Annotated in this window: 23 protein-coding genes; 10 read left to right on the plus strand and 13 right to left on the minus strand. The window is 62.1% G+C overall.

Annotation, left to right across the window (positions count from 1 at the left end; all coding sequences use genetic code 11):
- The 8 genes from AACW87_RS01895 (at position 1) to AACW87_RS01930 (ending at position 7,846) form a co-directional block, all read left to right on the plus strand.
- Positions 1-1,170 (plus strand): SIS domain-containing protein, encoded by a 1,170-nt coding sequence (locus AACW87_RS01895; RefSeq protein ID WP_241326411.1) that lies wholly within the window; start codon positions 1-3, stop codon positions 1,168-1,170.
- The gene (agaV, locus tag AACW87_RS01900) at positions 1,170-1,643 is read left to right on the plus strand and encodes a PTS N-acetylgalactosamine transporter subunit IIB (protein ID WP_042872688.1); all 474 of its coding nucleotides are present in this window, start codon (positions 1,170-1,172) and stop codon (positions 1,641-1,643) included. The genes AACW87_RS01895 and agaV overlap by 1 nt, the downstream gene beginning before the upstream one ends.
- 15 nt (positions 1,644-1,658) lie before the next feature.
- Entirely contained in the window at positions 1,659-2,435 is a 777-nt protein-coding gene (gene agaW, locus AACW87_RS01905; protein WP_043142155.1) for a PTS N-acetylgalactosamine transporter subunit IIC, read from the plus strand.
- Positions 2,425-3,303, plus strand: a complete 879-nt coding sequence (gene agaE / locus AACW87_RS01910; protein ID WP_241326412.1) for a PTS N-acetylgalactosamine transporter subunit IID — start codon at positions 2,425-2,427, stop codon at positions 3,301-3,303. Before agaW ends, agaE begins: the two co-directional genes overlap by 11 nt.
- 49 nt (positions 3,304-3,352) lie before the next feature.
- Positions 3,353-3,787 carry a PTS galactosamine/N-acetylgalactosamine transporter subunit IIA gene (gene agaF / locus AACW87_RS01915; RefSeq protein ID WP_241280540.1) on the plus strand — a complete coding sequence of 145 codons (435 nt, stop codon included), beginning with the start codon at positions 3,353-3,355 and terminating at the stop codon, positions 3,785-3,787.
- On the plus strand, positions 3,788-4,987 hold the full coding sequence (nagA, locus tag AACW87_RS01920) for an N-acetylglucosamine-6-phosphate deacetylase (RefSeq protein ID WP_241326413.1): 1,200 nt from the start codon (positions 3,788-3,790) through the stop codon (positions 4,985-4,987).
- On the plus strand, positions 4,978-5,832 hold the full coding sequence (locus AACW87_RS01925) for a tagatose bisphosphate family class II aldolase (RefSeq protein ID WP_043554968.1): 855 nt from the start codon (positions 4,978-4,980) through the stop codon (positions 5,830-5,832). Before nagA ends, AACW87_RS01925 begins: the two co-directional genes overlap by 10 nt.
- 124 nt (positions 5,833-5,956) lie before the next feature.
- Positions 5,957-7,846, plus strand: coding sequence for an enterotoxin (locus AACW87_RS01930; protein WP_241326414.1), 1,890 nt, complete (start codon positions 5,957-5,959; stop codon positions 7,844-7,846).
- 85 nt (positions 7,847-7,931) lie between these two features.
- Here the strand turns inward: AACW87_RS01930 and pdxJ are convergent, their stop codons facing one another.
- From pdxJ to rpoE, 10 genes are all read right to left on the minus strand, one after another.
- Positions 7,932-8,669, minus strand: coding sequence for a pyridoxine 5'-phosphate synthase (pdxJ, locus tag AACW87_RS01935; protein ID WP_241280544.1), 738 nt, complete (start codon positions 8,667-8,669; stop codon positions 7,932-7,934).
- A 73-nt stretch (positions 8,670-8,742) separates the two neighbouring features.
- Positions 8,743-9,450, minus strand: coding sequence for a DNA repair protein RecO (gene recO, locus AACW87_RS01940; RefSeq protein ID WP_125608707.1), 708 nt, complete (start codon positions 9,448-9,450; stop codon positions 8,743-8,745).
- Positions 9,451-10,356, minus strand: coding sequence for a GTPase Era (era, locus tag AACW87_RS01945; RefSeq protein WP_043142174.1), 906 nt, complete (start codon positions 10,354-10,356; stop codon positions 9,451-9,453).
- Positions 10,357-10,414: 58 nt separating this feature from the next.
- On the minus strand, positions 10,415-11,086 hold the full coding sequence (gene rnc / locus AACW87_RS01950) for a ribonuclease III (protein ID WP_043142176.1): 672 nt from the start codon (positions 11,084-11,086) through the stop codon (positions 10,415-10,417).
- Entirely contained in the window at positions 11,087-12,010 is a 924-nt protein-coding gene (lepB, locus tag AACW87_RS01955) for a signal peptidase I (protein ID WP_043142178.1), read from the minus strand. It abuts the gene before it with no gap.
- A 3-nt stretch (positions 12,011-12,013) separates the two neighbouring features.
- The gene (gene lepA, locus AACW87_RS01960) at positions 12,014-13,807 is read right to left on the minus strand and encodes a translation elongation factor 4 (RefSeq protein WP_043142180.1); all 1,794 of its coding nucleotides are present in this window, start codon (positions 13,805-13,807) and stop codon (positions 12,014-12,016) included.
- Between the two features lie 183 nt (positions 13,808-13,990).
- Positions 13,991-14,452, minus strand: a complete 462-nt coding sequence (locus tag AACW87_RS01965; RefSeq protein ID WP_241326436.1) for a SoxR reducing system RseC family protein — start codon at positions 14,450-14,452, stop codon at positions 13,991-13,993.
- Positions 14,453-14,545: 93 nt separating this feature from the next.
- Positions 14,546-15,526, minus strand: a complete 981-nt coding sequence (locus AACW87_RS01970; protein WP_241280545.1) for a MucB/RseB C-terminal domain-containing protein — start codon at positions 15,524-15,526, stop codon at positions 14,546-14,548.
- Between the two features lie 21 nt (positions 15,527-15,547).
- A complete protein-coding gene (locus tag AACW87_RS01975; protein ID WP_241326415.1) occupies positions 15,548-16,141 on the minus strand; it encodes an RseA family anti-sigma factor in 594 nt (197 codons plus the stop codon).
- A gap of 22 nt (positions 16,142-16,163) precedes the next feature.
- A complete protein-coding gene (gene rpoE, locus AACW87_RS01980; protein WP_042033782.1) occupies positions 16,164-16,745 on the minus strand; it encodes an RNA polymerase sigma factor RpoE in 582 nt (193 codons plus the stop codon).
- A gap of 182 nt (positions 16,746-16,927) precedes the next feature.
- Here rpoE and nadB point away from each other — a divergent pair, with 182 nt between their 5' ends.
- Positions 16,928-18,535: an L-aspartate oxidase gene (nadB, locus tag AACW87_RS01985; protein ID WP_043142188.1), complete on the plus strand. Its 1,608-nt coding sequence runs from the start codon at positions 16,928-16,930 to the stop codon at positions 18,533-18,535.
- Positions 18,536-18,697: 162 nt separating this feature from the next.
- Here nadB and AACW87_RS01990 read toward each other — a convergent pair whose 3' ends face one another.
- Both AACW87_RS01990 and sdhE read right to left on the minus strand, forming a co-directional pair.
- Positions 18,698-19,075: a protein YgfX gene (locus AACW87_RS01990; RefSeq protein ID WP_241326416.1), complete on the minus strand. Its 378-nt coding sequence runs from the start codon at positions 19,073-19,075 to the stop codon at positions 18,698-18,700.
- A gap of 18 nt (positions 19,076-19,093) precedes the next feature.
- Positions 19,094-19,363, minus strand: a complete 270-nt coding sequence (gene sdhE, locus AACW87_RS01995; protein ID WP_042033786.1) for an FAD assembly factor SdhE — start codon at positions 19,361-19,363, stop codon at positions 19,094-19,096.
- Between the two features lie 113 nt (positions 19,364-19,476).
- Here sdhE and ygfZ point away from each other — a divergent pair, with 113 nt between their 5' ends.
- Entirely contained in the window at positions 19,477-20,388 is a 912-nt protein-coding gene (ygfZ, locus tag AACW87_RS02000) for a tRNA-modifying protein YgfZ (RefSeq protein ID WP_241326417.1), read from the plus strand.
- 21 nt (positions 20,389-20,409) lie between these two features.
- Here ygfZ and AACW87_RS02005 read toward each other — a convergent pair whose 3' ends face one another.
- On the minus strand, positions 20,410-21,297 hold the full coding sequence (locus tag AACW87_RS02005) for a LysR family transcriptional regulator (protein ID WP_241326418.1): 888 nt from the start codon (positions 21,295-21,297) through the stop codon (positions 20,410-20,412).
- Positions 21,298-21,339 lie beyond the last annotated feature (42 nt).

A 21,339-nucleotide genomic window follows, 5' to 3' on the forward strand; every position in this document is an offset into this window, starting at 1 on the left:
ATGATCCTCGGTTATCCAGAAGAGACACTGCGCAGGGCCAACGGCCTGGCCACCGCCCGCGAAATCTGCCAGCAACCCGCCGCCTGGCGGGAGACTCTCACCATGGTGGAGGAGTGCCGCGCCACCATAGAACGCTTCCTGCTGCCCCTGCTGTCCCGGGGCAACCTGCGGGTGATCCTGACCGGCGCCGGCACCTCCGCCTTTGCCGGCCGGGCCCTGGCACCCTACCTCTGCGCCAGGCTCAATGGCCGCTTCGAGGCGATCGCCACCACCGACATAGTCACAGACCCTGGCGAATACCTGGCGCAGGATTGCCCGACCCTGCTCATCTCCTTCGCCCGCTCCGGCAACAGCCCGGAGAGCGTGGCCGCGGTCGAGCTGGCCAGCCAGCTGCTGAGCGAGTGCCACCACCTGGTGCTCACCTGCAACGGCGAGGGGGAACTCTATCGTCGCTGCCAGAAGGATGCCCGCTCCCTGGCGCTGCTGATGCCGCCCCAGACCCACGACCGCAGCTTCGCCATGACCAGCAGCCTGACCAGCATGATGCTGAGTTGCCTGGCTGTGTTCCTGCCGCGCCAGTTCAATCCCGCCGCCAGCCAGCCGCTCATCGCCCTGGGGGAAGCCATTCTGCCCCAGGCCGAACTGAGCGTGCCCGAGTGGAATCAACCGTTGCCGGAGCGGGTCATCTACCTCGGCAGCGGCAGCCTGCAGGGGGTGGCCCAGGAGGCCGCGCTCAAGCTGCTTGAACTCACCTCGGGTCAGCTGATGGCCATGTACGACTCCCCCACAGGTTTTCGCCACGGGCCCAAGTCGGCCATCAACCGCCAGACCCTGATAGTGCTGATGATCTCCAACGATCCCTACACCCGCCAGTACGATCTGGATCTGCTCGGCGAGCTGCGCCAGGAGGGCCACGCCGCCCGGGTCGTCGCCCTGGCCGATCGGCACCATCCCGCCATCGAGGAAGGCGAACATATCTACCTGCCCATCCCCCTCAATGGCGACGATGCCGAACTGGCGTTCTGCTACCTGCTCTACGCCCAGTACTACGCCTTCCACACGGCGCTGGCGCTGGGCATCACCCCGGACAATCCCTGCCCGAGCGGCCGGGTCAACCGGGTCGTGCAGGGCGTCAACATCTATCCGTTCAACCAGCAAGGAGGCGTCTGATGCCCAACATAGTGCTGAGCCGTATCGACGAGCGCCTGATCCACGGTCAGGTCGGGGTGCAATGGGTCGGGTTTGCCGGCGCCAACCTGGTGCTGGTGGCCAATGACGAGGTAGCGGAAGACCCCATACAGCAGAACCTGATGGAAATGGTGCTGGCGGAGGGGATAGCGGTGCGCTTCTGGCCGCTGCAGAAGGTGATCGACAACATAGGCAAGGCCGCCGATCGCCAGAAGATATTGCTGGTGTGCAAGAACCCGACGGATTTTCGCACCCTGGTCGCGGGGGGCGTGCCCATCCCCCGCATCAACGTCGGCAACATGCACTACGCCGACGGCAAGCGTCAGATCCACAAGACGGTATCCGTGGATGAGACGGACATAGCGGCGTTTCGCGCCCTGCAGGACGCCCACGTCGAGTGCTTTGTCCAGGGAGTGCCGACCGAACCGGCACAGGACATTTTCAACCTGATCTGATTAAGGACAATTGTGATGGAAATCAGTTTATTGCAAGGGCTCTTGCTGGGCATTCTGGCGTTCTTCGCCGGACTTGACCTGTTCAACGGCCTGACTCACTTCCACAGGCCTGTGGTACTGGGTCCGCTGGTGGGCCTGATCCTCGGCGACCTGCCCACCGGCATACTGGTGGGCGGCACCCTGGAGCTGGTCTGGATGGGGCTGGCCCCGCTGGCGGGGGCACAACCACCCAACGTCATCATAGGCACCATAGTCGGCGCCACCTTCGCCATCACCACCGGGGTCAAGCCGGATGTGGCGGTCGGGGTCGCGGTGCCGTTCGCGGTGGCGGTCCAGATGGGGATCACCTTCCTCTTCTCGGTGATGTCGGGGGTCATGTCCCGCTGTGACCGGATGGCGGAAGCTGGCGATACCCGCGGCATAGAGAGGGTCAACTACCTGGCCCTGCTGGCGCTCGGCACCTTCTACTTCCTGTGCGCCTTCCTGCCCACCTACTTCGGGGCAGAACACGCCAAGACCGCCATCGACGTGCTGCCCGCCCGCCTCATCGACGGCCTCGGGGTCGCCGGCGGCATCATGCCCGCCATCGGCTTCGCCGTGCTGCTCAAGATCATGATGAAGAACGTCTACATCCCCTACTTCATCCTCGGCTTCGTCGCCGCCGCCTGGCTCAAGCTGCCAGTGCTGGCCATAGCCGCGGCCGCTCTGGCCATGGCCCTGATCGACTTCATGCGCAAGGACCCGGCGCCGCAAGCCCGCCCCACCCAGGAGGAAACTGAAGATGGTATCTAACAACACAGCCCGGCAGATCGCCCCGGCGGGCGAGCCGCAACCGACCCGCACCGTCTCCGACGACGTCTACGAAGATCAGCAACTGGGGGCCGAGCTGACCCGCCAGGACATCAATCGCTTCGCCTGGCGCTCCCTGCTGTTGCAGGCCTCCTTCAACTACGAGCGGATGCAGGCCTCCGGCTGGCTCTACGGCCTGCTGCCGGCGCTGCAGAAGATCCACACCAACCCCAAGGATCTCTCCCGGGCCATGAAGGGGCACATGGGCTTCTTCAACACCCACCCTTTCCTGGTCACTTTCGTGATGGGCATAGTGCTGGCGATGGAGCGCTCCAAGCAGAACGTCAACAGCATACAGAGCACCAAGATCGCGGTCGGTGCGCCGCTCGGCGGGATTGGTGATGCCATGTTCTGGCTCACCCTGCTGCCCATCTGCGGCGGGATCGGCGCCGATCTGGCGCTGCAGGGCTCCATCATGGGCGCCGTGTTCTTCTTCCTGCTGTTCAATGTGGTGCACTTCGGCCTGCGCTTCGGGCTGGCACACTACGCCTACCGCATGGGGGTCGCCGCCATTCCGCTCATCAAGGCCAACACCCGCAAGGTGGGCCATGCCGCCTCCATCGTCGGCATGACGGTGATCGGCGCCCTGGTCGCCACCTATGTGCGGCTCGGCACCACCCTGGAGATCACCGCCGGTGATGCCGTGGTGAAGCTGCAGGCGGACGTGCTCGACAAGCTGATGCCGGCCTTCCTGCCGCTGCTCTACACCCTGGCCATGTATGCGCTGATCCGCCGCGGCTGGAGCCCGCTGCGCCTCATCGTCATCACGGTCGCGCTCGGTATCGTCGGCAAGTTTGCAGGCTTCCTCTAATCCGGTGCCGGCGACAGGCCGGCCCCCCTTTGCTGTAAAGGAACACCTTATGTTGGGCATCATCATTTGCGGTCATGGCGGCTTCGCCAGCGGCATGGAACAGGCCATGAACCAGATCCTCGGCGAGCAGGAGGCGGTGGTCGCCATCGACTTTCCGGAATCCTCCACCACGGCCCTGCTGCAGGGCCAGTGCGAGGCGGCACTGGCGCGGGTCGACAGTGGCGACGGCGTGGTCTTTCTGACCGACCTGCTGGGCGGCACCCCGTTTCGGGTCGCCTCCACCCTGGCGCTGCGCCAGCCAGACCGGGAAGTCGTGACCGGCACCAATCTGCAGTTGCTGCTGGAGATGACCATGGATCGCGGCGAGCTGACCCCGTCCCAGTTTCGCGAGCAGGCCCTGTGCTGCGGCCATCGCGGCCTCACCAGCCTGGTGGACGAGCTGGCGCGCGAGCGGGCCGAATCGCGGGTCGAGGAGGGTATCTAGATGGCAACACGGATCCGGGCCCGTCGCCTGCTGACCGAGCAGGGTTGGCTGGAACATCAAATGCTTGCCCATGAGGACGGCATCATCACCGCCATCGCCCCCATCCCGGCCGGCGATCCGGTGCGGGAGGTCGAGTTGCTGGTGCCCGCCCTCATCGATGGCCACGTGCACGGCGGGGCCGGCGTCGACGTGATGGACGAGGAGACCGGCGTGCTGGCCCGGCTTTCCCTCGCCAAGGCGGCGGAAGGGGTCGGTGCCTTCCTCGCCACCACTGTCACGGCACCGCTACCCGCCATCACGCGCGCCCTGAGCCGGGTCGCCGATGCCATGGAGAGCGGCATGCCGGGCGCCCAGCTGCTCGGCAGCTATCTGGAGGGCCCCTACTTCACCCCCGACAACAAGGGCGCCCACGATCCTGCCCTGTTCCGGGAACTCGACCTGGCCGAGCTGGCGCAGTTGCAGCGCCAGGCGCGCGGCACCCTGAAGGTCGTCGCCCTCGCCCCCGAGAAGGCCAACGCCCTGGCGGCCATCTGCCACCTCAAGGCGGCCGGCATCCGGGTCATGCTGGGTCACTCCGCCGCCGGCCACGACACCACACAGGCGGCACTGACGGCCGGCGCAACCGGTCTGGTGCACTGTTTCAACGGCATGCGCGGACTGCACCACAGGGAGCCCGGCATGGTGGGAGCCGGCCTGGTGCATCCCACCGCCTGGCTGGAGCTCATTGCCGATGGCCATCATGTGCATCCGACAGTCCTCAAGCTGTGCCATCGCTGCGCCGGGGATCGCCTGCTGCTCATCACGGATGCCATGCGCGCCGCCGGCATGCCGGACGGCCATTACCTGCTCGGTGACTACCGGGTGGAGATGAAGGACGGGGTGGTGCGCACCGCCACCGGCGGCCTGGCGGGCAGCACCCTCACCCTGCTCGGGGCCGTGCGCAACATGGTGCATCTGGCCGGCGTGCCCCTTGCCGAAGCCATCCAGATGGCATCGCTGGCCCCCGCCCGCATGCTCGGCATCGACGGCCAGCTCGGCTCGCTGGCCGTCGGCAAACGGGCCAACCTGCTCGCCCTCACACCGGCCCTCTACCAGCAACATATCTGGGTCGCCGGCAGGGAGATAACTCCCGCCAGCGCCCCCGCCTCTTTCTCTGAACCCGACGCCACTCAAGGCGCCAAGGAGTCCTCATGTATCTGATCTCGTCCCACGAAATGCTCAAAGATGCCCAGCGCCGCGGCTACGCGGTACCGGCCTTCAACATCCACAACCTGGAAACCGTCGAGGTGGTGGCCCGCACCGCCGCCCAGCTGAGCTCCCCCGTCATCCTGGCCGCCACGCCGGGCACCTATCGCCATGCTGGGGTCGAATACCTGGTCTCCATCTGCGCCTCGGCGGCCCACCAGTACCGCATACCGCTGGTGCTGCATCTGGACCACCACGAGGATGAACAGGATATCCACTTCAAGGTCGAATCCGGCATCCACTCCGCCATGATCGACGCATCCCACCTGCCATTCGAGGAGAACGTCGCCAAGGTGCAACGGGTCGTCACCTTCTGCCACCGCATGGGGGCGAGCGTGGAGGCCGAGCTGGGCCAGCTCGGCGGACAGGAGGATGACCTGATAGTGGACGCCGCCAACGCCCATCTGACCGATCCGGACAAGGCTGCCGAGTTCGTGGCGCGCACCGGCATCGACTCCCTCGCCGTGGCCATCGGCACGGCCCACGGCCTCTACAAGGAGGAGCCGCGCCTCGACTTCGATCGCCTCGCCGCCATCCGGGACCGAGTCTCCATTCCGCTGGTGCTGCATGGCGCCTCCGGCATTCCAGACCGGGACGTACGCCGCTGCATCGAGCTCGGGGTGTGCAAGGTCAACGTGGCCACCGAGCTGAAGATCGCCTTCTCCGACGCCATGAAGGCCTTCCTCGCCACCCACCCGGATGCCAGCGATCCGCGCCAGTATCTGGTGCCCGCCATGGCCGCCATGGAGGAGGTGGTCGCCGCCAAGATCCGCATGTGCATGAGCGACGGCAAGCTGTAACCGGCCTGCGGGCTCGCCAGCCTGGTGAGCCCCCACCAGATCCCGCAAATCCGCCAGCCTCAGGAGGACGCCAAGCCCCATCACCCCAGTCACACCGCCATTCATCATCTATACGGAGATAAATATGAACGCACGTACCGCCATGACGCTGCTGGTCCTGCTGACCCTGCCCGCCCTCGCCCGGGCCGAGGTGATGTCGCTGCAGGGCAACCAGTACCAGATCAGCGTCAAAACGGATGCCGGAAAATTCCAGGAGATCACCTTCACCAACAGGGCGAACGGGGATGTCATCCGCTCGAATACCCTGTTCGATATCAAGGGGCTGGATGACAGGCTGACCTCGTCGGCCGACTTCACTGTAGATGCGTTTGCCAAAGAGCAGGACCACATTGACATCGCACTGAGCAACGCCGACTTCCTGATCAAGAGCGAGATCCGGCTGGCCAAAGACAAGCGCTACGCCAGCATCGACTTCTCCCTCGACACCCTCAAGAATGGCAAGCGGATCAACGGCTTCTCCATGCTGCCGTTCCACTCCCAGGCACCCTTTGTCTACGGCGCCATCAACAGCTCGCCCATCGTCAGCGACAGTTTCTTCATCACGCCGCAGAATCCGCTGGTCAACACCCGCGCCTACGAGGGGGGCGTCAGCCAGCTGATCCCGCTCACGCTGCCGCTGGAGCAGGGCAAGCCGCTCACCTATCGCACCTATGTCGGCACCTTCGACGAGGGTCAGCTCAGGCGTGACTTCAACGAGTTCATCAACGACGCCCGCGACAGACCCTACGCCCCCTATCTACACTACAACTCCTGGCTCGACATCGGCTTCTTCAACCCCTACACCGAAGCCGACGCCCTGACCCGCATCAAGCAGTTTGGCGAGGCACTGGTCACCCGGCGCGGCGTGACCATGAGCGGCTTCCTGTTCGACGATGGCTGGGACGATCGCAAGGGCAACTGGGGCTTCAGCAAGGACTTCCCGGACGGCTTTCGCAAGCTCAAAACCGCGGCCGAGCAGTATCACGCCCAGCTCGGCATCTGGTTCTCTCCCTGGGGTGGCTACAACAAGCCGAGGGATGAACGGGTCTCCCATGCCGCCGAATTCGGCTACGAGCTGAGCGATGGCAAGTTCGCCCTCTCGGGCCCCGTCTACTACAAAAATTTCCATCAGAAGGTGATGTCGCTCATCCAGGATCAGGGCGTCACCCACTTCAAGTTCGACGGCACAGGCAACGCCAACAAGCAGATCAAGGGCAGCCAGTTCACCAGCGACTTCGATGCCGCCATCCACCTGATCTCGGATGCCCGCACCGCCAACAAGGAGGTCTTCATCAACCTGACCACGGGCACCACGGCCTCCCCCTCCTGGCTCTTCTTCGCCGACTCCATCTGGCGCGGTGGCGATGACATCAACTTCTATGGCCCCGGCTCCAGGGTCCAGCAGTGGATCACCTACCGGGATGCTGAGACCTACCGCTCCATCGTCAAGCAAGGCCCGCTGTTTCCGCTCAACTCCCTGATGCTGCACGGGCTTGTCTATGCCAAGCAGGCCAAACATCTGGATCAGCAGTCGCCACAAGATTTTGCCGATCAGGCCTGGAGCTACTTTGCCACCGGCACCCAGCTGCAGGAGCTCTATATCACCCCGGAGCTGCTGAGCGGCGAGAACTGGGATCTGCTGGCCAAGGCGGCGCTCTGGTCGCAGCAGAACCAGGCCGTGCTGTTTGACAGCCACTGGATTGGCGGCGACCCCACCCTCCTGGCCGTCTATGGCTGGGCGGCGTGGAGCCCAGCAAAGTCCTTCATTACCCTGCGCAATCCTTCGAACCAGTCTCAACAGTTCTTCCTGGAACCGACTCTCCAGCTTGAAGTGCCAACCACAGAGGCGAAAGGCTTTAATATCAAGCCGCTATATGGCGACAACAAAACCGTGCCGACGTCAATCAGCGATGGGATGGTCATCAAGCTGGCGCCACTGGAGCTCATCACCCTGGAGCTGACGCCCATCAAATAAGCATGGATCCAATCAGCCGGTGGCTGATGCCATACAAAAGGGACGCCGCGGCGTCCCTTTTTCATCTCTCATCAACCCAGGTCGGTCAGATCCCCTGACGGGCTTCCTGCATCAGCAGGCGCATGTCGCTGACCGCCTTGGTCAGGCCGTCGAAGGCGGCGCGGCCTATGATGGCGTGGCCTATGTTGAGCTCATAGAGCTCGGGGATGGCGGCGATGGCCTTGACGTTGTGATAGTGCAGGCCGTGACCGGCATTGACCTTGAGCCCCTTGCCGGCGGCATAGGAGGCACCGGCGGCGATGCGCTTGAACTCGGCGTTGCGCTCGGCATCCGTGGTGGCATCGGCGTAACGGCCGGTGTGGATCTCGATGAAGGGGGCGCCACTCGCGGCAGCCGCGTCGATCTGCAGCGGATCAGCATCGATGAACAGCGACACCTGGGCGCCGACGGCGGCGAGGCGGGTCACCGCATCGGTGATCTTGTCGAGCTGACCGGCCACGTCCAGGCCACCCTCTGTGGTCACCTCGGTGCGCTTCTCCGGCACCAAGCAGACGAACTGGGGCTGGATGCGCTGCGCGATACCGATCATCTCCTCGGTCACCGCCATCTCCAGGTTCATTCTGGTCTGTATGGTCTGGCGCAGCACCTCGACATCGCGATCCGTGATGTGGCGACGGTCTTCCCGCAGGTGGATGGTAATGCCATCGGCACCGGCCTGCTCGGCCACGAAGGCAGCCTGCACCGGATCCGGATACTGGGTGCCACGGGCATTGCGCAGGGTGGCGATATGATCGATGTTCACACCCAGATAGATTTCGCTCATTGATGACTCCTTGAAACACTTCATCTGTTAACTGTGCGGCTGCCGCCTTGGCGCCAGCGCGGATATCCATATGTCACTGTGTGCTGGCTTTGCGCTTCAAGAACAGCTCCCTGCTCTTCAACTGGCGTTTTCCCAGATAGGGTTGCAGCGCCAGCCGGCTGAAACGCTTGGCCGCCTGCAGCAAGGGAGGGGTATCGAATCGCCCCTCGGCGAAGGCCAGCAGGTGGGCACCGAGGAACAGGGTACGGGGATCCGGCGCCCGCTCGCAAGCGACAAAGCCCAATTCGCGCTCGAAGCCGTAGAGCTGCTCGGGCTGGATCGCGGACTCGTCATCGGCGGCGTACTCGAAGTCCACCGCATAGCCAAGCGCCTGCAACAGCAGGAACTCGAAGCGGCGCAGCGGCAGCTCGGGCGTCTCGCCATCCGCCAGCGCCATCAGGGCACGGGCATAGGCGTCGAACACCTCGGGAAAGGGGGTATGGGCTTCCAGCAGGTAGTAGACCAGCTCGTTGAGGTAGAGGCCGTAGAAGAGGCGATCGCCCCCGAGTCGCAAGGAGTGATCCGGACATTCGACCTGGGCGAGATTCTTGAGGTCCCCCTTGCCGCGCCAGCTGATGGTGAGCAGGGAAAAAGGTTGAAGCAGCCCCTTCAGAGGGGAGCGTGGCCCGCGAGAACCGCGAGCCACCAGGGTAAATCGGCCACTATCCTGGGTAAACACCTCGACCAGCTGACTGGTCTCCCGATAGGGCCGACTGTGGATGACGAAGGCTGGACTCAGCAATCAGTCATCGCCATAGCCGAGACTGCGCAGGGCGCGCTCATCGTCGGCCCAGCCCGCCTTGACCTTGACCCACAGCTCAAGGAACACCTTGTTCTGGAACAGGCGTTCCATGTCGATGCGTGCCTCTGTGCCTATGGTCTTGATCTTCTCACCCTTGTTGCCGATGACCATCTTCTTCTGGCCATCGCGCTCCACCAGGATCAGGGCGTTGATGTGATAGATGCCGCTCTCTTCCACCTTGAAGCGCTCGATCTCCACGGTCACGGAGTAAGGCAGCTCCTCACCGGTGAAACGCATCAGCTTCTCGCGGATGATCTCGGAGGCCATGAAGCGGGAAGAGCGATCGGTCACGTAATCTTCCGGGAAGAAGAAGTTGTTCTCCGGCAGCAGATCCTTGGACCACTCACGGATCTTCTCCACGTTGGTGCCCTTCTCGGCACTGATGGGCAGGATATGGGAGAACTTCATCTGCTGGCCCAGCCACTCCAGGTGGGGCAGCAGATCTTCCTTGTCCTTGACGTTGTCGATCTTGTTGACCGCCAGCACCACGGGACAGGGCAGATGGCGCAACTTGCCGAGCACCATCTCGTCATCCTTGGTCCAGTGAGTGCCGTCGACCACGAACACCACCATGGCCACATCCCCCAGCGAACTGGTGGCGGCGCGGTTCATCAGGCGGTTGATGGCCCGCTTCTCTTCGATGTGCAGACCCGGGGTATCCACATAGATGGTCTGATGGTTCTCCTCGGTGTCGATCCCCAAAATCCGGTGACGGGTGGTCTGGGGTTTCTTCGAGGTGATGCTGACCTTCTGGCCGAGCAGCTTGTTGAGCAGGGTGGACTTGCCCACGTTGGGGCGGCCCACGATGGCGACAAAGCCGCAATAGGTGGTATCTGTATCTGTCATGACAGTTTTTCCAATGCCTGTTGTGTTGAAAGACCGCGGCCTCTTGCATCAATAGCAGTCATGACAGTCTTTCCAATGCTTGCTGCGCCGCCGCCTGTTCGGCCTTGCGACGACTGGTACCGACCCCGACCAGCGGACCATCCAGGCCTTCCACGTCGCACTGGACTGTGAATTCCTGGTTGTGGGCCTCGCCCTTGACGTTGGTCACTGTGTAGGTCGGCAGGGATTTGCGGCTTCCCTGCAAAATTTCTTGCAGGCGGGTCTTGGGATCCTTCTGCTCTATGCCTGGTTTGATTTCGTCCAGACGGCTGGCATACCAGCTCAGCAGCAGCACCCGCACCGCCTCAAGATCAGTATCCAGATAGACGGCACCGATCACCGCCTCGACCGTATCGGCCAGAATGGATTCGCGGCGGAAACCGCCGCTCTTGAGTTCGCCAGGCCCGAGGATCAGGTGATCCCCGAGGTCAAACTCCCGGCCCAGTTCGGCCAGGGTCTTCTCGCGCACCAGGGTGGCGCGCATCCGGCTGAGATCCCCTTCCGCCGCTTGCGGGAAGCGGTGGAACAGAGCATCGGCAATCACCAGACTCAAAATGGAGTCTCCCAAAAATTCCAGTCGCTCATTGTGACGGGAACCGGCGCTACGGTGAGTCAGCGCCCGGGTCAACAATTCCTGATCGCGAAAGACATGCCCGAGACGGGACTGCAGTCTGTTCATTTTGATATTCATTTACTTGATTCCGCCAATGCGGTTGAAGCGCACACCTGTCGGTACCCAACTTGGCAGCAGGGAGCCTTCTTCGCGCTCGAATTCAAAACTTATCCAGATGGCGACCGCCTTGCCGACCAGGTTCTGTTCGGGCACAAAGCCCCAGAAACGGCTGTCGGTACTGTTGTCACGGTTATCACCCATCACGAAGTACTGACCTTCCGGCACCACCCACTCGTCGGGGTAGGTGCCGGGCTGGCGATAATAACGGCCGACCATATCGGGCATCAGCGGGTTGCGAAGAGTCTCGTGAGACACCTCACCCAGCTGCTCGGTATAGCGGTCAAGCGGGATCCCCATCTGGGTAAATTCACCCCTTTGTTCAAACTTGACGTCGAGCTTCTGGAAGCCCGGGCACGTTTTCCCTTCCTGCTCCTCGCACTTGGGCCGGATCATCAGCTCCTTGTTGCGATAGATGACCCGATCACCCGGCATGCCGACCACCCGCTTGATGTAGTCCACCCGGGTATCCAGCGGATACTTGAACACCACCACATCGCCGCGCTTGGGTTCGCCAGTCTCGAGGAACTTGGTGTTGGTCACCGGATCCTTGAGTCCATAGGCAAACTTCTGCACCAGGATGAAATCGCCCACCAGCAGGGTGGGCATCATGGAGCCAGACGGGATCTGGAACGGTTCGAAGATGAACGAACGCAAGATCAGCACGAGCGTGATGACCGGGAAGACACCAGCGGTCTGTTCGATCCAGACCGGCATGGGGGCAACCTTGGCCAGGGTTTTCTCATCCAGATGGGCGCCGCCATGGGCACGGGCCACGGCAATCTTGGCGGCCCGCTGCTTGGACCAGATCATCTTGTCCAGACACCAGATAACACCGGTGATCGCGCAGACCACCACCAGGATCAGGGAAAACGTGCTTGCCATCGATTAATCCTTTCCTACATGGAGAATTGCGAGGAACGCTTCCTGCGGCACGTCGACACGGCCCAGGGACTTCATCCGCTTCTTGCCTTCTTTCTGCTTGTTCAGCAGCTTCTTCTTACGGCTCACGTCACCACCGTAGCACTTGGCGGTCACGTCCTTGCGCAGCGCCTTGACGGTGCTGCGGGCAATGATCTGGTTGCCGATAGAAGCCTGAATGGCGATATCAAACATCTGGCGCGGGATCAACTCACGCATCTTCTCCACCACCTGGCGACCGCGATACTGGGCGTTCTCCTTGTGGGTGATGATGGCCAGCGCATCGACGCGCTCACCGTTGATCATGATGTCCAGACGCACCATCTCGGAAGTTTCGAAGCGCTTGAAACCATAATCCAGCGAGGCGTAACCGCGACTGGTGGATTTGAGGCGATCGAAGAAGTCGAGCACCACTTCCGCCATCGGGATTTCATAGGTCAGTGCGACCTGGTTGCCGTGATAGACCATGTTGGTCTGCACACCACGCTTCTCGATGCAGAGGGTGATGACGTTGCCCATGTACTCCTGCGGCAACAGAATGTTGCACTCGGCGATAGGCTCACGCATCTCCTTGATGTTGTTGACCGGAGGCATGGCGGACGGGCTGTCGATGTGGATGGTGTCGCCATTGTTCAGCTCAATTTCATAGACCACGGTCGGCGCCGTGGTGATGAGATCCAGATCGTATTCCCGCTCCAGACGCTCCTGGATGATCTCCATGTGCAGCATGCCGAGGAAGCCACAACGGAAGCCGAAGCCCAGCGCGGTGGAACTCTCAGGTTCGAAGAACAGGGAAGCATCGTTCAGGGACAGTTTGTCGAGGGCATCACGGAACGACTCGTAGTCATCGCTGGAGATGGGGAACAGACCCGCATACACCTGCGGCTTCACCTTCTTGAAACCCGCCAGCGCTTTTTCGGCGCCGTTCTTGGCTTGCGTCAGGGTATCGCCCACAGGGGCGCCGTGGATGTCCTTGATGCCGCAGACGACCCAACCTACCTCGCCACAACCCAGGCCCTGAGTATCCACCTGCTTGGGCGTGAAGATACCGATACGATCGACACCCCACACCTGACCGGTGCTCATCACCTTGATCTTGTCGTTCTTCTTGAGCGAACCGTTCTTGATGCGCACCAGGGAGACGACGCCCAGATAGGAGTCGAACCAGGAGTCGATGATCAGCGCCTGCAGCGGTGCATCGGGATCACCGACCGGCGCCGGGATGCGAGCCACTATCTCTTCCAGCACGAGATCGACACCCAGGCCAGTCTTGGCGGAGCAGCGCACCGCGTCGATGGCGTCGATGCCGACTATGTCTTCGATCTCCTCGGCAACCCGCTCGGGTTCTGCGGCCGGCAGGTCAATCTTGTTCAGCACCGGCACCACTTCCAGCTCCATTTCCATGGCGGTGTAGCAGTTGGCCAGAGTCTGTGCCTCAACCCCCTGGCCGGCATCTACCACCAGCAGCGCCCCTTCACAGGCCGCCAATGAGCGGGAGACTTCGTAGGAGAAATCTACGTGGCCCGGGGTGTCGATAAAGTTCAGCTGGTAGGTGTTACCGTCTTGTGCCTGGTAGTTCAGGGTCACACTCTGTGCTTTGATGGTAATGCCGCGCTCGCGCTCCAGGTCCATGGAGTCAAGCACCTGAGCCTGCATCTCGCGGGAGGACAGGCCACCGCAAGTCTGGATCAGACGGTCCGACAGGGTCGATTTACCGTGGTCGATGTGCGCAATAATCGAAAAGTTACGAATGTGTTTCATCGAGCAAGAATCACTCAAAATTAAGTTAGGGTCGGATATGAGGGCAGGATTTTACTGGATAACCCGGTCGACGGCCAATCTTTAGTCGACGGGGGCCAGAAATAGCGCCTTGCCAATCACGCGTGCTGGCAGGCAGCGAGCGCCATGCCGAGCATGAAGGGGCCTGAAAACGGAGCAGGCCAGTCAGGAGAGGTGGCGGGTACTGAGCACCACACCGAGCATGCGAGGACCGTACTCTCCCTGCTCGAGCCGAGCCGAAAAGTAACGAACCAGTAAAAAACCCAGGGTGCCACCGAGCAGGCAACTGAGGATGGTCACCCCTTCCCCCGCCGACAGCAGTGGCGCCAGCCAGAGTTGACCCAGGATGGCTCCGAGCAGCAGACAGAACAGCGGCAGCACATACACCAGGGCCGCGCCGCGCAGTATGCTCGCCTGGGGAATGCCGAGCCTGATCTGCTGACCGACCATGACCTCGGCGGTAAGGGCAACCCGCAGCCGTTGCTGCTTTATCGGAAACGCCTTGGCAACCGTACCGGTACCGCAGTTGGACTGTTGATGACAACCGCTGCAGGCGGAGCGCCGTTCGCACTCCACCCAGGCATGTTGTCCATCAATGGCCACCACGGTCGCCAGCTCTTCGCTCATTTCACTCACAAGACGTTTCCACAATAACGAGGGACAGATTGACCCAATCTGAACATGACTGCCCCGCTTGAGCAAGCGGGAGTGCAAATACGACTACTGTACAGTCTCATTGCGGGCCAGAGGCTGCACCGACTCGGCGATGCGTTTTGCCGTTTCGGCCGGTACTTCGCCCACCACGGTGATCTCGACCCCCACGTCGTTGACGTAGCTCACCAGCGAGGTCGCCCCCTGGCGGATCAACTGCTGGCGCACCGCCTGCTTGGGATCGACCCTGGCCACATAGACGGAGAGATCCACCAGACCATCGGAGAGCATCATGTAATCCACCGGCAGGCTGGTGGTCACCAGCTGGTGCCTGTCCTGAGACAATACCTTGAAACCATCCGGCAACCAGGTGAGATGCCAGTTCAGCGTCTGCTGCGGCGCCGGGTAGGCATCCTCCAGCGCCAGCGCCTGGGGCAGCTTGCTGCCGGCCAATTTCACCAGCCAGGGCGCGGGGGCGCTCTGCCTGTCCAGATCCACGCCCAGCACCTGCTCGACCAGGTTGCCTTCCCGATCCACCATGTCCACCCGCAGCAACAGCTGGCTCTGCTCATCGACCCAGAGCACGAAGCCATACTTGTCCGCCTCTTTGGGCACCAGCCTGACCACCTGCGCCACCAGACCGGCTACCCGGCTGCGACCGGCCAGCACGGGATCATAGCTTTCCAGCACCCGGGGCAGCGGCATCTTCACCAGAGTGGCCCAGACACCGGGGAAACGGGCGCCCTTGAGGGTGTAGGGTTCGTGGGTATTTTCGAAGAAGGTGAACTCGTCCTGACGCTGCAGGTACTCTATGGTCTTGCCGTCCAGGTAACTCAGGTGAGCCACCTCCTTGCCATCGATCACCCCATGACTGAAACGCATGGGTTCGAGGCGCCCCTGACGGGCCTTGACCATGGATAATTCGAAATTCTGTTGCGAGACGGCACTCTGCATCTGCTGCAACAAGGCCTCGGCCGACTTATCGTCGGCCGAGGCCTTGGCACAAATCAGCAGGAGAGAGGCCAGCAAAATACGGCTGGACTGGCGCACGATCTGATCCCTAAAAATGCGTTATTCCTGAATCTGCTTGTCTTGCAGCAGACGCTGTTGCAACTGATGGTCACGCAGGAAGGCATTGATGCGCTCACGCTGCTCCTGCATCTGTTGCTCACTCAACCCTTGCTGGCGGGCGGTCGCCCGGTTGCCATCCTGCGGGTAGTGCACGCTCACCGGCGAGGCACTGCCACCGACAGGAATGGTGTTGAGCACAGGGTTGGTTGGTATACCGTCATGACCCTGATACTGCTGCACCCCGAAGATGACGGCGGCGGCGACCGACGCGGCGATGGCGTATTGCCCCACCTGTTGACCGACCCGACGAAACAGCGAAACTACCTTGGCGCCGGTATGAGCCTGCGGTGCAGCTGGCTTGCTCTCCACCGGCTTGGGCGCCAGTATGGTGGGCTCGTCTTCCAGCGCAGCCATTATGCTGTCACTGAGATCCAGCTGCAGATTGACCGGCAGGTCCCCCCGCATGGCATCACCGATCAGGTGGTAACGAGACCAGGTATCTTGCAGCGCCGGATCCATTCCCAGCTCGCTCAGAACCTCAACATCGCTCAAGTCACCATCCATCAGGGCCGAGAGTTGCTCTTTAGTTGCCATAAGTTAACCTGTCTTTCCCCAGTTAATTCTCGATCAGAGGTTTCAGCTTTTTATCGATTGCTTCCCTCGCCCGGAAAATACGGGATCTCACCGTACCCACAGGACAATCCATGATTTCGGCAATCTCTTCATAGCTCAGCCCTTCCAGTTCACGAAGGGTGATGGCTGTCCTCAAGTCTTCAGGCAAAGCTTCTATGGCGGAAAACACGGTGCGCTTGATCTCGTCGGTCAGCGCCAGGTTTTCCGGTGTTGCGACCTCTTGCAAGGCTTCGCCACCACCATAGTATTCTGCCTCGTCCGCCTCTACATCACTGCTGGGCGGCCTGCGCCCCTGAGAGGTCAGATAATTTTTGGCCGTATTCACGGCGATTCGGTACAACCAGGTGTAAAACGCGCTCTCGCCACGGAATGTCGGCAACGCCCGGTAGGCTTTGATAAATGCCTCCTGCGCCACATCCGGCACATCGCCCGGATTGTTGACATACCTAGCAACCAGGTTGACCACTTTATGCTGGTATTTTTTTACCAACAGGTTGAATGCATTTTTATCGCCACGCTGGACCCGTTCAACCAGCTGTTCGTCCAGTAGATTCTGGTCGCTCATCAGAGCCGTAAAACCCCCATCAGGTTATCGTTTTTCTTTTCCGGCCCTTCCTAAGCGCACAAGTTCAGACAGGAGGAATCAGGGAAAGTTCGGTTGCATTGAAAAAAATGTGACGCAGGCTGCATCACCGCCCTCGCTTGGGCTACCATGGTGCCAGTTCTTAATCCAGGCCAATGATACTTATGAAAGCAAGTGTTGAATACCTTTGCGATGTACTGATCATTGGCAGCGGTGCCGCTGGTCTGTCCCTCGCGTTGCGGTTGGCAGACCAGGCCAAAGTCCTGGTTCTGAGCAAGGGGCCCATCAGTGAGGGGGCCACTCTCTATGCGCAAGGAGGCATCGCTGCCGTTTTCGACGAAACCGACAGCATCGAATCCCACGTGAGCGACACGCTCAACGCCGGGGCCGGGTTGTGTGACCCGGCCGTGGTGGAGTTCACCGCCCGCAACGCCCGCGAATCCATCCAGTGGCTGATCCAGCAGGGGGTTCCCTTCGATCAGGAGGAGGACGCCGAGGGCGAATCCCACTATCACCTGACCCGCGAAGGGGGCCACAGCCATCGCCGCATCTTCCACGCGGCTGATGCTACCGGCAAGGCGGTGCAGCTCACCCTGATCGATCAGGTGCGCTCCCACCCCAATATCCAGCTGATGGAGCGCTTCAACGCGGTCGACCTCATCACCACCCGCAAGCTGAATCTGCCGGGCAACAAGGTGCTGGGCGCCTACGTCTGGAATCGCAACGCCGAGCAGGTCGAGGTGATCCGCGCCCGCTTCGTGGCGCTGGCCACCGGCGGTGCCTCCAAGGTGTATCAGTACACCTCCAACCCGGACGTGAGTTCGGGCGACGGCATCGCCATGGCATGGCGCGCCGGCTGCCGGGTGGCGAACCTGGAGTTCAACCAGTTCCACCCCACCAGCCTGTTCCACCCCGATGACCCCAACTTCCTGCTGACCGAAGCCCTGCGCGGGGAAGGTGCCTATCTGCGCCGTCCCGACGGCAGCCGCTTCATGCTGGAGTTCGACGAGCGGGCCGAGCTGGCCCCGCGGGACATAGTCGCCCGCGCCATCGACCACGAGATGAAACGCCTCGGTGCCGACTGCATGTATCTGGACATCAGCCACAAGCCGGCCGACTTCATCATCAAGCACTTCCCGACCATCCACGAGCGCTGCCTTGCGGTCGGCATCGACATCACCAAGGAGCCGATGCCCATAGTCCCGGCGGCCCACTACACTTGTGGCGGCGTGATGATAGACAACAACGGCCAGACCGACATACCCGGTCTCTACGCCATAGGTGAAGTGACCTATACGGGGCTGCACGGCGCCAACCGCATGGCCTCCAACTCCCTGCTCGAGTGCGTGGTCTATGCCCATCAGGCGGGAGCCGACATCATGGCCAAGCTGCCCATGAGCGTGGAACCGCCCCATCTGCCCGCCTGGGATGAGAGCAAGGTGGACGACTCGGACGAACAGGTCGTGATCCAGCACAACTGGCACGAGCTGCGGCTGATGATGTGGGACTATGTGGGGATAGTGCGTACCAACAAACGCCTGGCCCGCGCCAAGCGCCGCATCGATCTGCTCAAGCAGGAGGTGCAGGAGTACTACGCCCACTTCCGCGTCTCCAACAACCTGCTGGAGCTGCGCAACCTGCTGCAGGTGGCCGAGCTCATCGTCAACTGCGCACTGCAGCGCAAGGAGTCCCGCGGTCTGCACTACAACCTGGATTATCCGGACATGCAGCCGGACTCCAAGCCGACGGTACTGACCCCGGAGCGGGAGTGATCCTGCACCCCATATCCCGGACTACCCGGACATGCAGCCGGACTCCAAACCCAAGGTAGTGACCCCAGAGCGGGAGTAATGGCCCGCTAGCCGTCACCCAGATGACCTCGCCCCGGCGGGGTCATCTGTTATGAGGGAGAAGGGGAGAAACAGGCGACAGGATTAACGGGCGGGCGGGGCGAGCCGGATGGCACGGGCCAGTGCCCTGTAGTGTTCCGGCGCGAGCGCATCGGAGAAGAGCCAGAGACGAGCATAGAGCCCATCCCCTGTCACCAGTTGCAACCAGAGTGCCCCTGGCAGGATGCGGCTGCGCGCGCCTAGCTGGTAGCGATGGCCCTGCCATTCCAGCCATTGCCCATCCCACGCCAGCGAACCGGCACAGTGACGGGTGCTGCGCCAGGCCAGCCAGCCCCCTATCAGCCAGCAGGGCAACCACAGAGCCCACTGCCAGCCATGGATCAGACTGGCAACCGGCCACCACAACAGCAGAAACAGGATCAGCAGCAGGACGCGCTGCTGCCGGGAGGGAATGACGGGCATAACCACCCGCATCCGGGATCAGCTCAGGCTGTCGTGGCGCGCCTGATTGCGCTCCAGGATCAGCGGGATCATGGCGGCAAAAGCGGGGTCAGCCGGAACGCCGTGGCCCATGCACCACTTGAACAGGTCAGGGTCATCGCTCTCCAGCAAACGGATGAAGGTCTGCTGCTGCTCATCGCTCAGGCTGTCGAACTCGTGTTCAAAGAACGGCATAAAGATCACATCCAGCTCGAGCATGCCACGACGGCAGGCCCACTTCAGGCGGGATTTTTCAATTGGGCTCAACATGGAACTCTCCTTACAAAGACCCGGGGATGGTAACAGCTGGATTTTCCGGCTGACAAACATTCCTTACGTCTTTACCATGCAGGTCACATACTTTCTGTCTCTGGAATACCATCGTGAGCCTGCAAACGCCTGTTTTTCCTGCCGAGCCAACCCTTTTCTCCCTGACCGACCTGGCCATCACCAGCCTGACCGGTGCGGATCGCGTCAAGTATCTGCAAGGCCAGGTCACCTGTGACGTCACTGCCCTGCAGCCGGGTCAAAGCACGCTGGGCGGCCACTGCGATGCCAAGGGCAAGCTGTGGAGCGACTTCCGTCTGCTCTGCCTGAACGATCGCCTGCTGTTGCTGACCAAGCCCTCAGTGCTGACGCGTCAGTTGCCCGAGCTCAAGAAGTTTGCGGTATTTGCCAAGGTCGAGATAGGCGAGAACCATGGTCAGGCAGTCGGCGTGGCCGGTCAGGGGTCGGATGGCTGGATCGCCACCCGCTTCGGCCTGACCGAGAGCGGGCTCATCGAGGGGGGCATGGCGGTACGGGTCGAAGCGGATCGCTGGCTGCTGGTGAGCGAGCAACCGCTGGAGCTGGACCTGCCTGCCGGCAGCGAATCACTCTGGTGGGGGCTGGATATCAAGGCCGGCATCCCTCATCTGGAAGCCGTGCATCAGGGGGAGTACATACCCCAGATGTTGAACCTGCAGGCACTGGATGGCATCAGCTTCACCAAGGGCTGCTACATGGGGCAGGAGACAGTCGCCCGCGCCAAGTATCGCGGTGCCAACAATCGCGCCCTGTTCGTGCTGGCCGGCACCGCCAGCGAGCCCGTCGCCTGTGGCGATGCCCTGGAGATCCAGCTCGGTGACAACTGGCGGCGCAGCGGCATGGTGCTCAACGTCTGGCAACAGGCTGGTCAGGTGTGGATCACGGCCGTGCTGCCCAAGGATACAGAGGCCGATGCCCGTTTTCGTTTCAAGCAGGAGGAGGCCTCCAGCCTCGCTCTGCAAGCCCTGCCCTACCCTCTGAACGACTGACCAGAACGGCAACAAGAGGCACTAGCGAGGCACCCGCGCCAGCAGTGCCTCCTTGAGCCAGCGCCCCGCCTGCCCGAGCGGGCGGGCGCGATGCCACTGCAACTCCAGTTCCAGCTCCAGCGCGGCCTTGGTGATGAAATCCGGCTTGAGCACCACCACCTCCCCTCGCGCCAGCGGCCGATGCAGCAGAAAATCGGGGATCGCCGCCCACCCCAGTCCCAGCTTGACCAGCTCCAGAATGCCGAGATCCCCCTCGATCCACCATACCTGGGGCGAGAGGCGGAAGCGGTGGCGCTCCGTGCCCTCCCGCCGTCCCGTCACCATCAGCTGGCGGGCCCCTTGCAGATCGATCTCTCGCAGCGGCATCCTGTGGGCCAGCGGATGATCGGGGGAGACCACCAGCGGCATGCCGACGGAGCCCAGCGAACGAGAGGCTATCTCCCGCTCCGGCTGCTCCTTCTGGTAGCTGATGCCAAGCTGGGCCCGACCGCTCTTGAGCAGTTCGGTCACATCCTCCATCAGGGGAAACAGCAGCTCCAGTTCGACACCCGGGTAACGAGTGGCGAACTCCTCCAGCAAAGAGCCGAGCCAGGGCAGGTGGGAATCATCGTCGATGGCCAGGGTGAGCCGCGACTCTATGCCTGCGGCCAGCTCCCCGGCGATCGCCTGCAATCGCTCGCTTTGGGCCAGCAAGATGCAGGCTTCCTGGTGGATGCGGGTGCCCGCCTCCGTCAGCACGGGATAGCGGGCCGAGCGATCAAACAGCTCCAGCCCGAGATCTATCTCCAGGTTGGCGATGGCGGTGCTGACCACGGACTGCGCCTTGCCCAGCTTGCGGGCCGCCGCCGAGAAGGAGCCGGTCTCTGCCGCCGCCAGCAGCGCCTTGAGTTGTTCCAGTGAAGGGTTCATTCGATTGCTCCTGTCATGACCTGGCAGCACGCCAATCTATCT

This window comes from Aeromonas sp. MR7 (assembly GCF_963899385.1).
GTDB lineage: Bacteria > Pseudomonadota > Gammaproteobacteria > Enterobacterales > Aeromonadaceae > Aeromonas > Aeromonas bestiarum.

What these genes read in the sequence shown, in the direction of transcription:
- agaV (WP_042872688.1), top strand. Translation starts at nt 1,170, where the DNA reads ATGCCCAACATAGTGCTGAGCCGTATCGACGAGCGCCTGATCCACGGT.
- lepA (WP_043142180.1), bottom strand. Translation starts at nt 13,807, where the DNA reads ATGAAACACATTCGTAACTTTTCGATTATTGCGCACATCGACCACGGT.
- AACW87_RS02005 (WP_241326418.1), bottom strand. Translation starts at nt 21,297, where the DNA reads ATGAACCCTTCACTGGAACAACTCAAGGCGCTGCTGGCGGCGGCAGAG.
- lepB (WP_043142178.1), bottom strand. Translation starts at nt 12,010, where the DNA reads ATGGCAAGCACGTTTTCCCTGATCCTGGTGGTGGTCTGCGCGATCACC.
- rpoE (WP_042033782.1), bottom strand. Translation starts at nt 16,745, where the DNA reads ATGAGCGACCAGAATCTACTGGACGAACAGCTGGTTGAACGGGTCCAG.
- pdxJ (WP_241280544.1), bottom strand. Translation starts at nt 8,669, where the DNA reads ATGAGCGAAATCTATCTGGGTGTGAACATCGATCATATCGCCACCCTG.
- AACW87_RS01990 (WP_241326416.1), bottom strand. Translation starts at nt 19,075, where the DNA reads ATGCCCGTCATTCCCTCCCGGCAGCAGCGCGTCCTGCTGCTGATCCTG.
- nadB (WP_043142188.1), top strand. Translation starts at nt 16,928, where the DNA reads ATGAAAGCAAGTGTTGAATACCTTTGCGATGTACTGATCATTGGCAGC.
- AACW87_RS01895 (WP_241326411.1), top strand. Translation starts at nt 1, where the DNA reads ATGATCCTCGGTTATCCAGAAGAGACACTGCGCAGGGCCAACGGCCTG.
- AACW87_RS01975 (WP_241326415.1), bottom strand. Translation starts at nt 16,141, where the DNA reads ATGGCAACTAAAGAGCAACTCTCGGCCCTGATGGATGGTGACTTGAGC.
- AACW87_RS01925 (WP_043554968.1), top strand. Translation starts at nt 4,978, where the DNA reads ATGTATCTGATCTCGTCCCACGAAATGCTCAAAGATGCCCAGCGCCGC.
- agaF (WP_241280540.1), top strand. Translation starts at nt 3,353, where the DNA reads ATGTTGGGCATCATCATTTGCGGTCATGGCGGCTTCGCCAGCGGCATG.
- era (WP_043142174.1), bottom strand. Translation starts at nt 10,356, where the DNA reads ATGACAGATACAGATACCACCTATTGCGGCTTTGTCGCCATCGTGGGC.
- rnc (WP_043142176.1), bottom strand. Translation starts at nt 11,086, where the DNA reads ATGAATATCAAAATGAACAGACTGCAGTCCCGTCTCGGGCATGTCTTT.
- AACW87_RS01930 (WP_241326414.1), top strand. Translation starts at nt 5,957, where the DNA reads ATGAACGCACGTACCGCCATGACGCTGCTGGTCCTGCTGACCCTGCCC.
- sdhE (WP_042033786.1), bottom strand. Translation starts at nt 19,363, where the DNA reads ATGTTGAGCCCAATTGAAAAATCCCGCCTGAAGTGGGCCTGCCGTCGT.
- agaE (WP_241326412.1), top strand. Translation starts at nt 2,425, where the DNA reads ATGGTATCTAACAACACAGCCCGGCAGATCGCCCCGGCGGGCGAGCCG.
- AACW87_RS01965 (WP_241326436.1), bottom strand. Translation starts at nt 14,452, where the DNA reads ATGAGCGAAGAGCTGGCGACCGTGGTGGCCATTGATGGACAACATGCC.
- nagA (WP_241326413.1), top strand. Translation starts at nt 3,788, where the DNA reads ATGGCAACACGGATCCGGGCCCGTCGCCTGCTGACCGAGCAGGGTTGG.
- agaW (WP_043142155.1), top strand. Translation starts at nt 1,659, where the DNA reads ATGGAAATCAGTTTATTGCAAGGGCTCTTGCTGGGCATTCTGGCGTTC.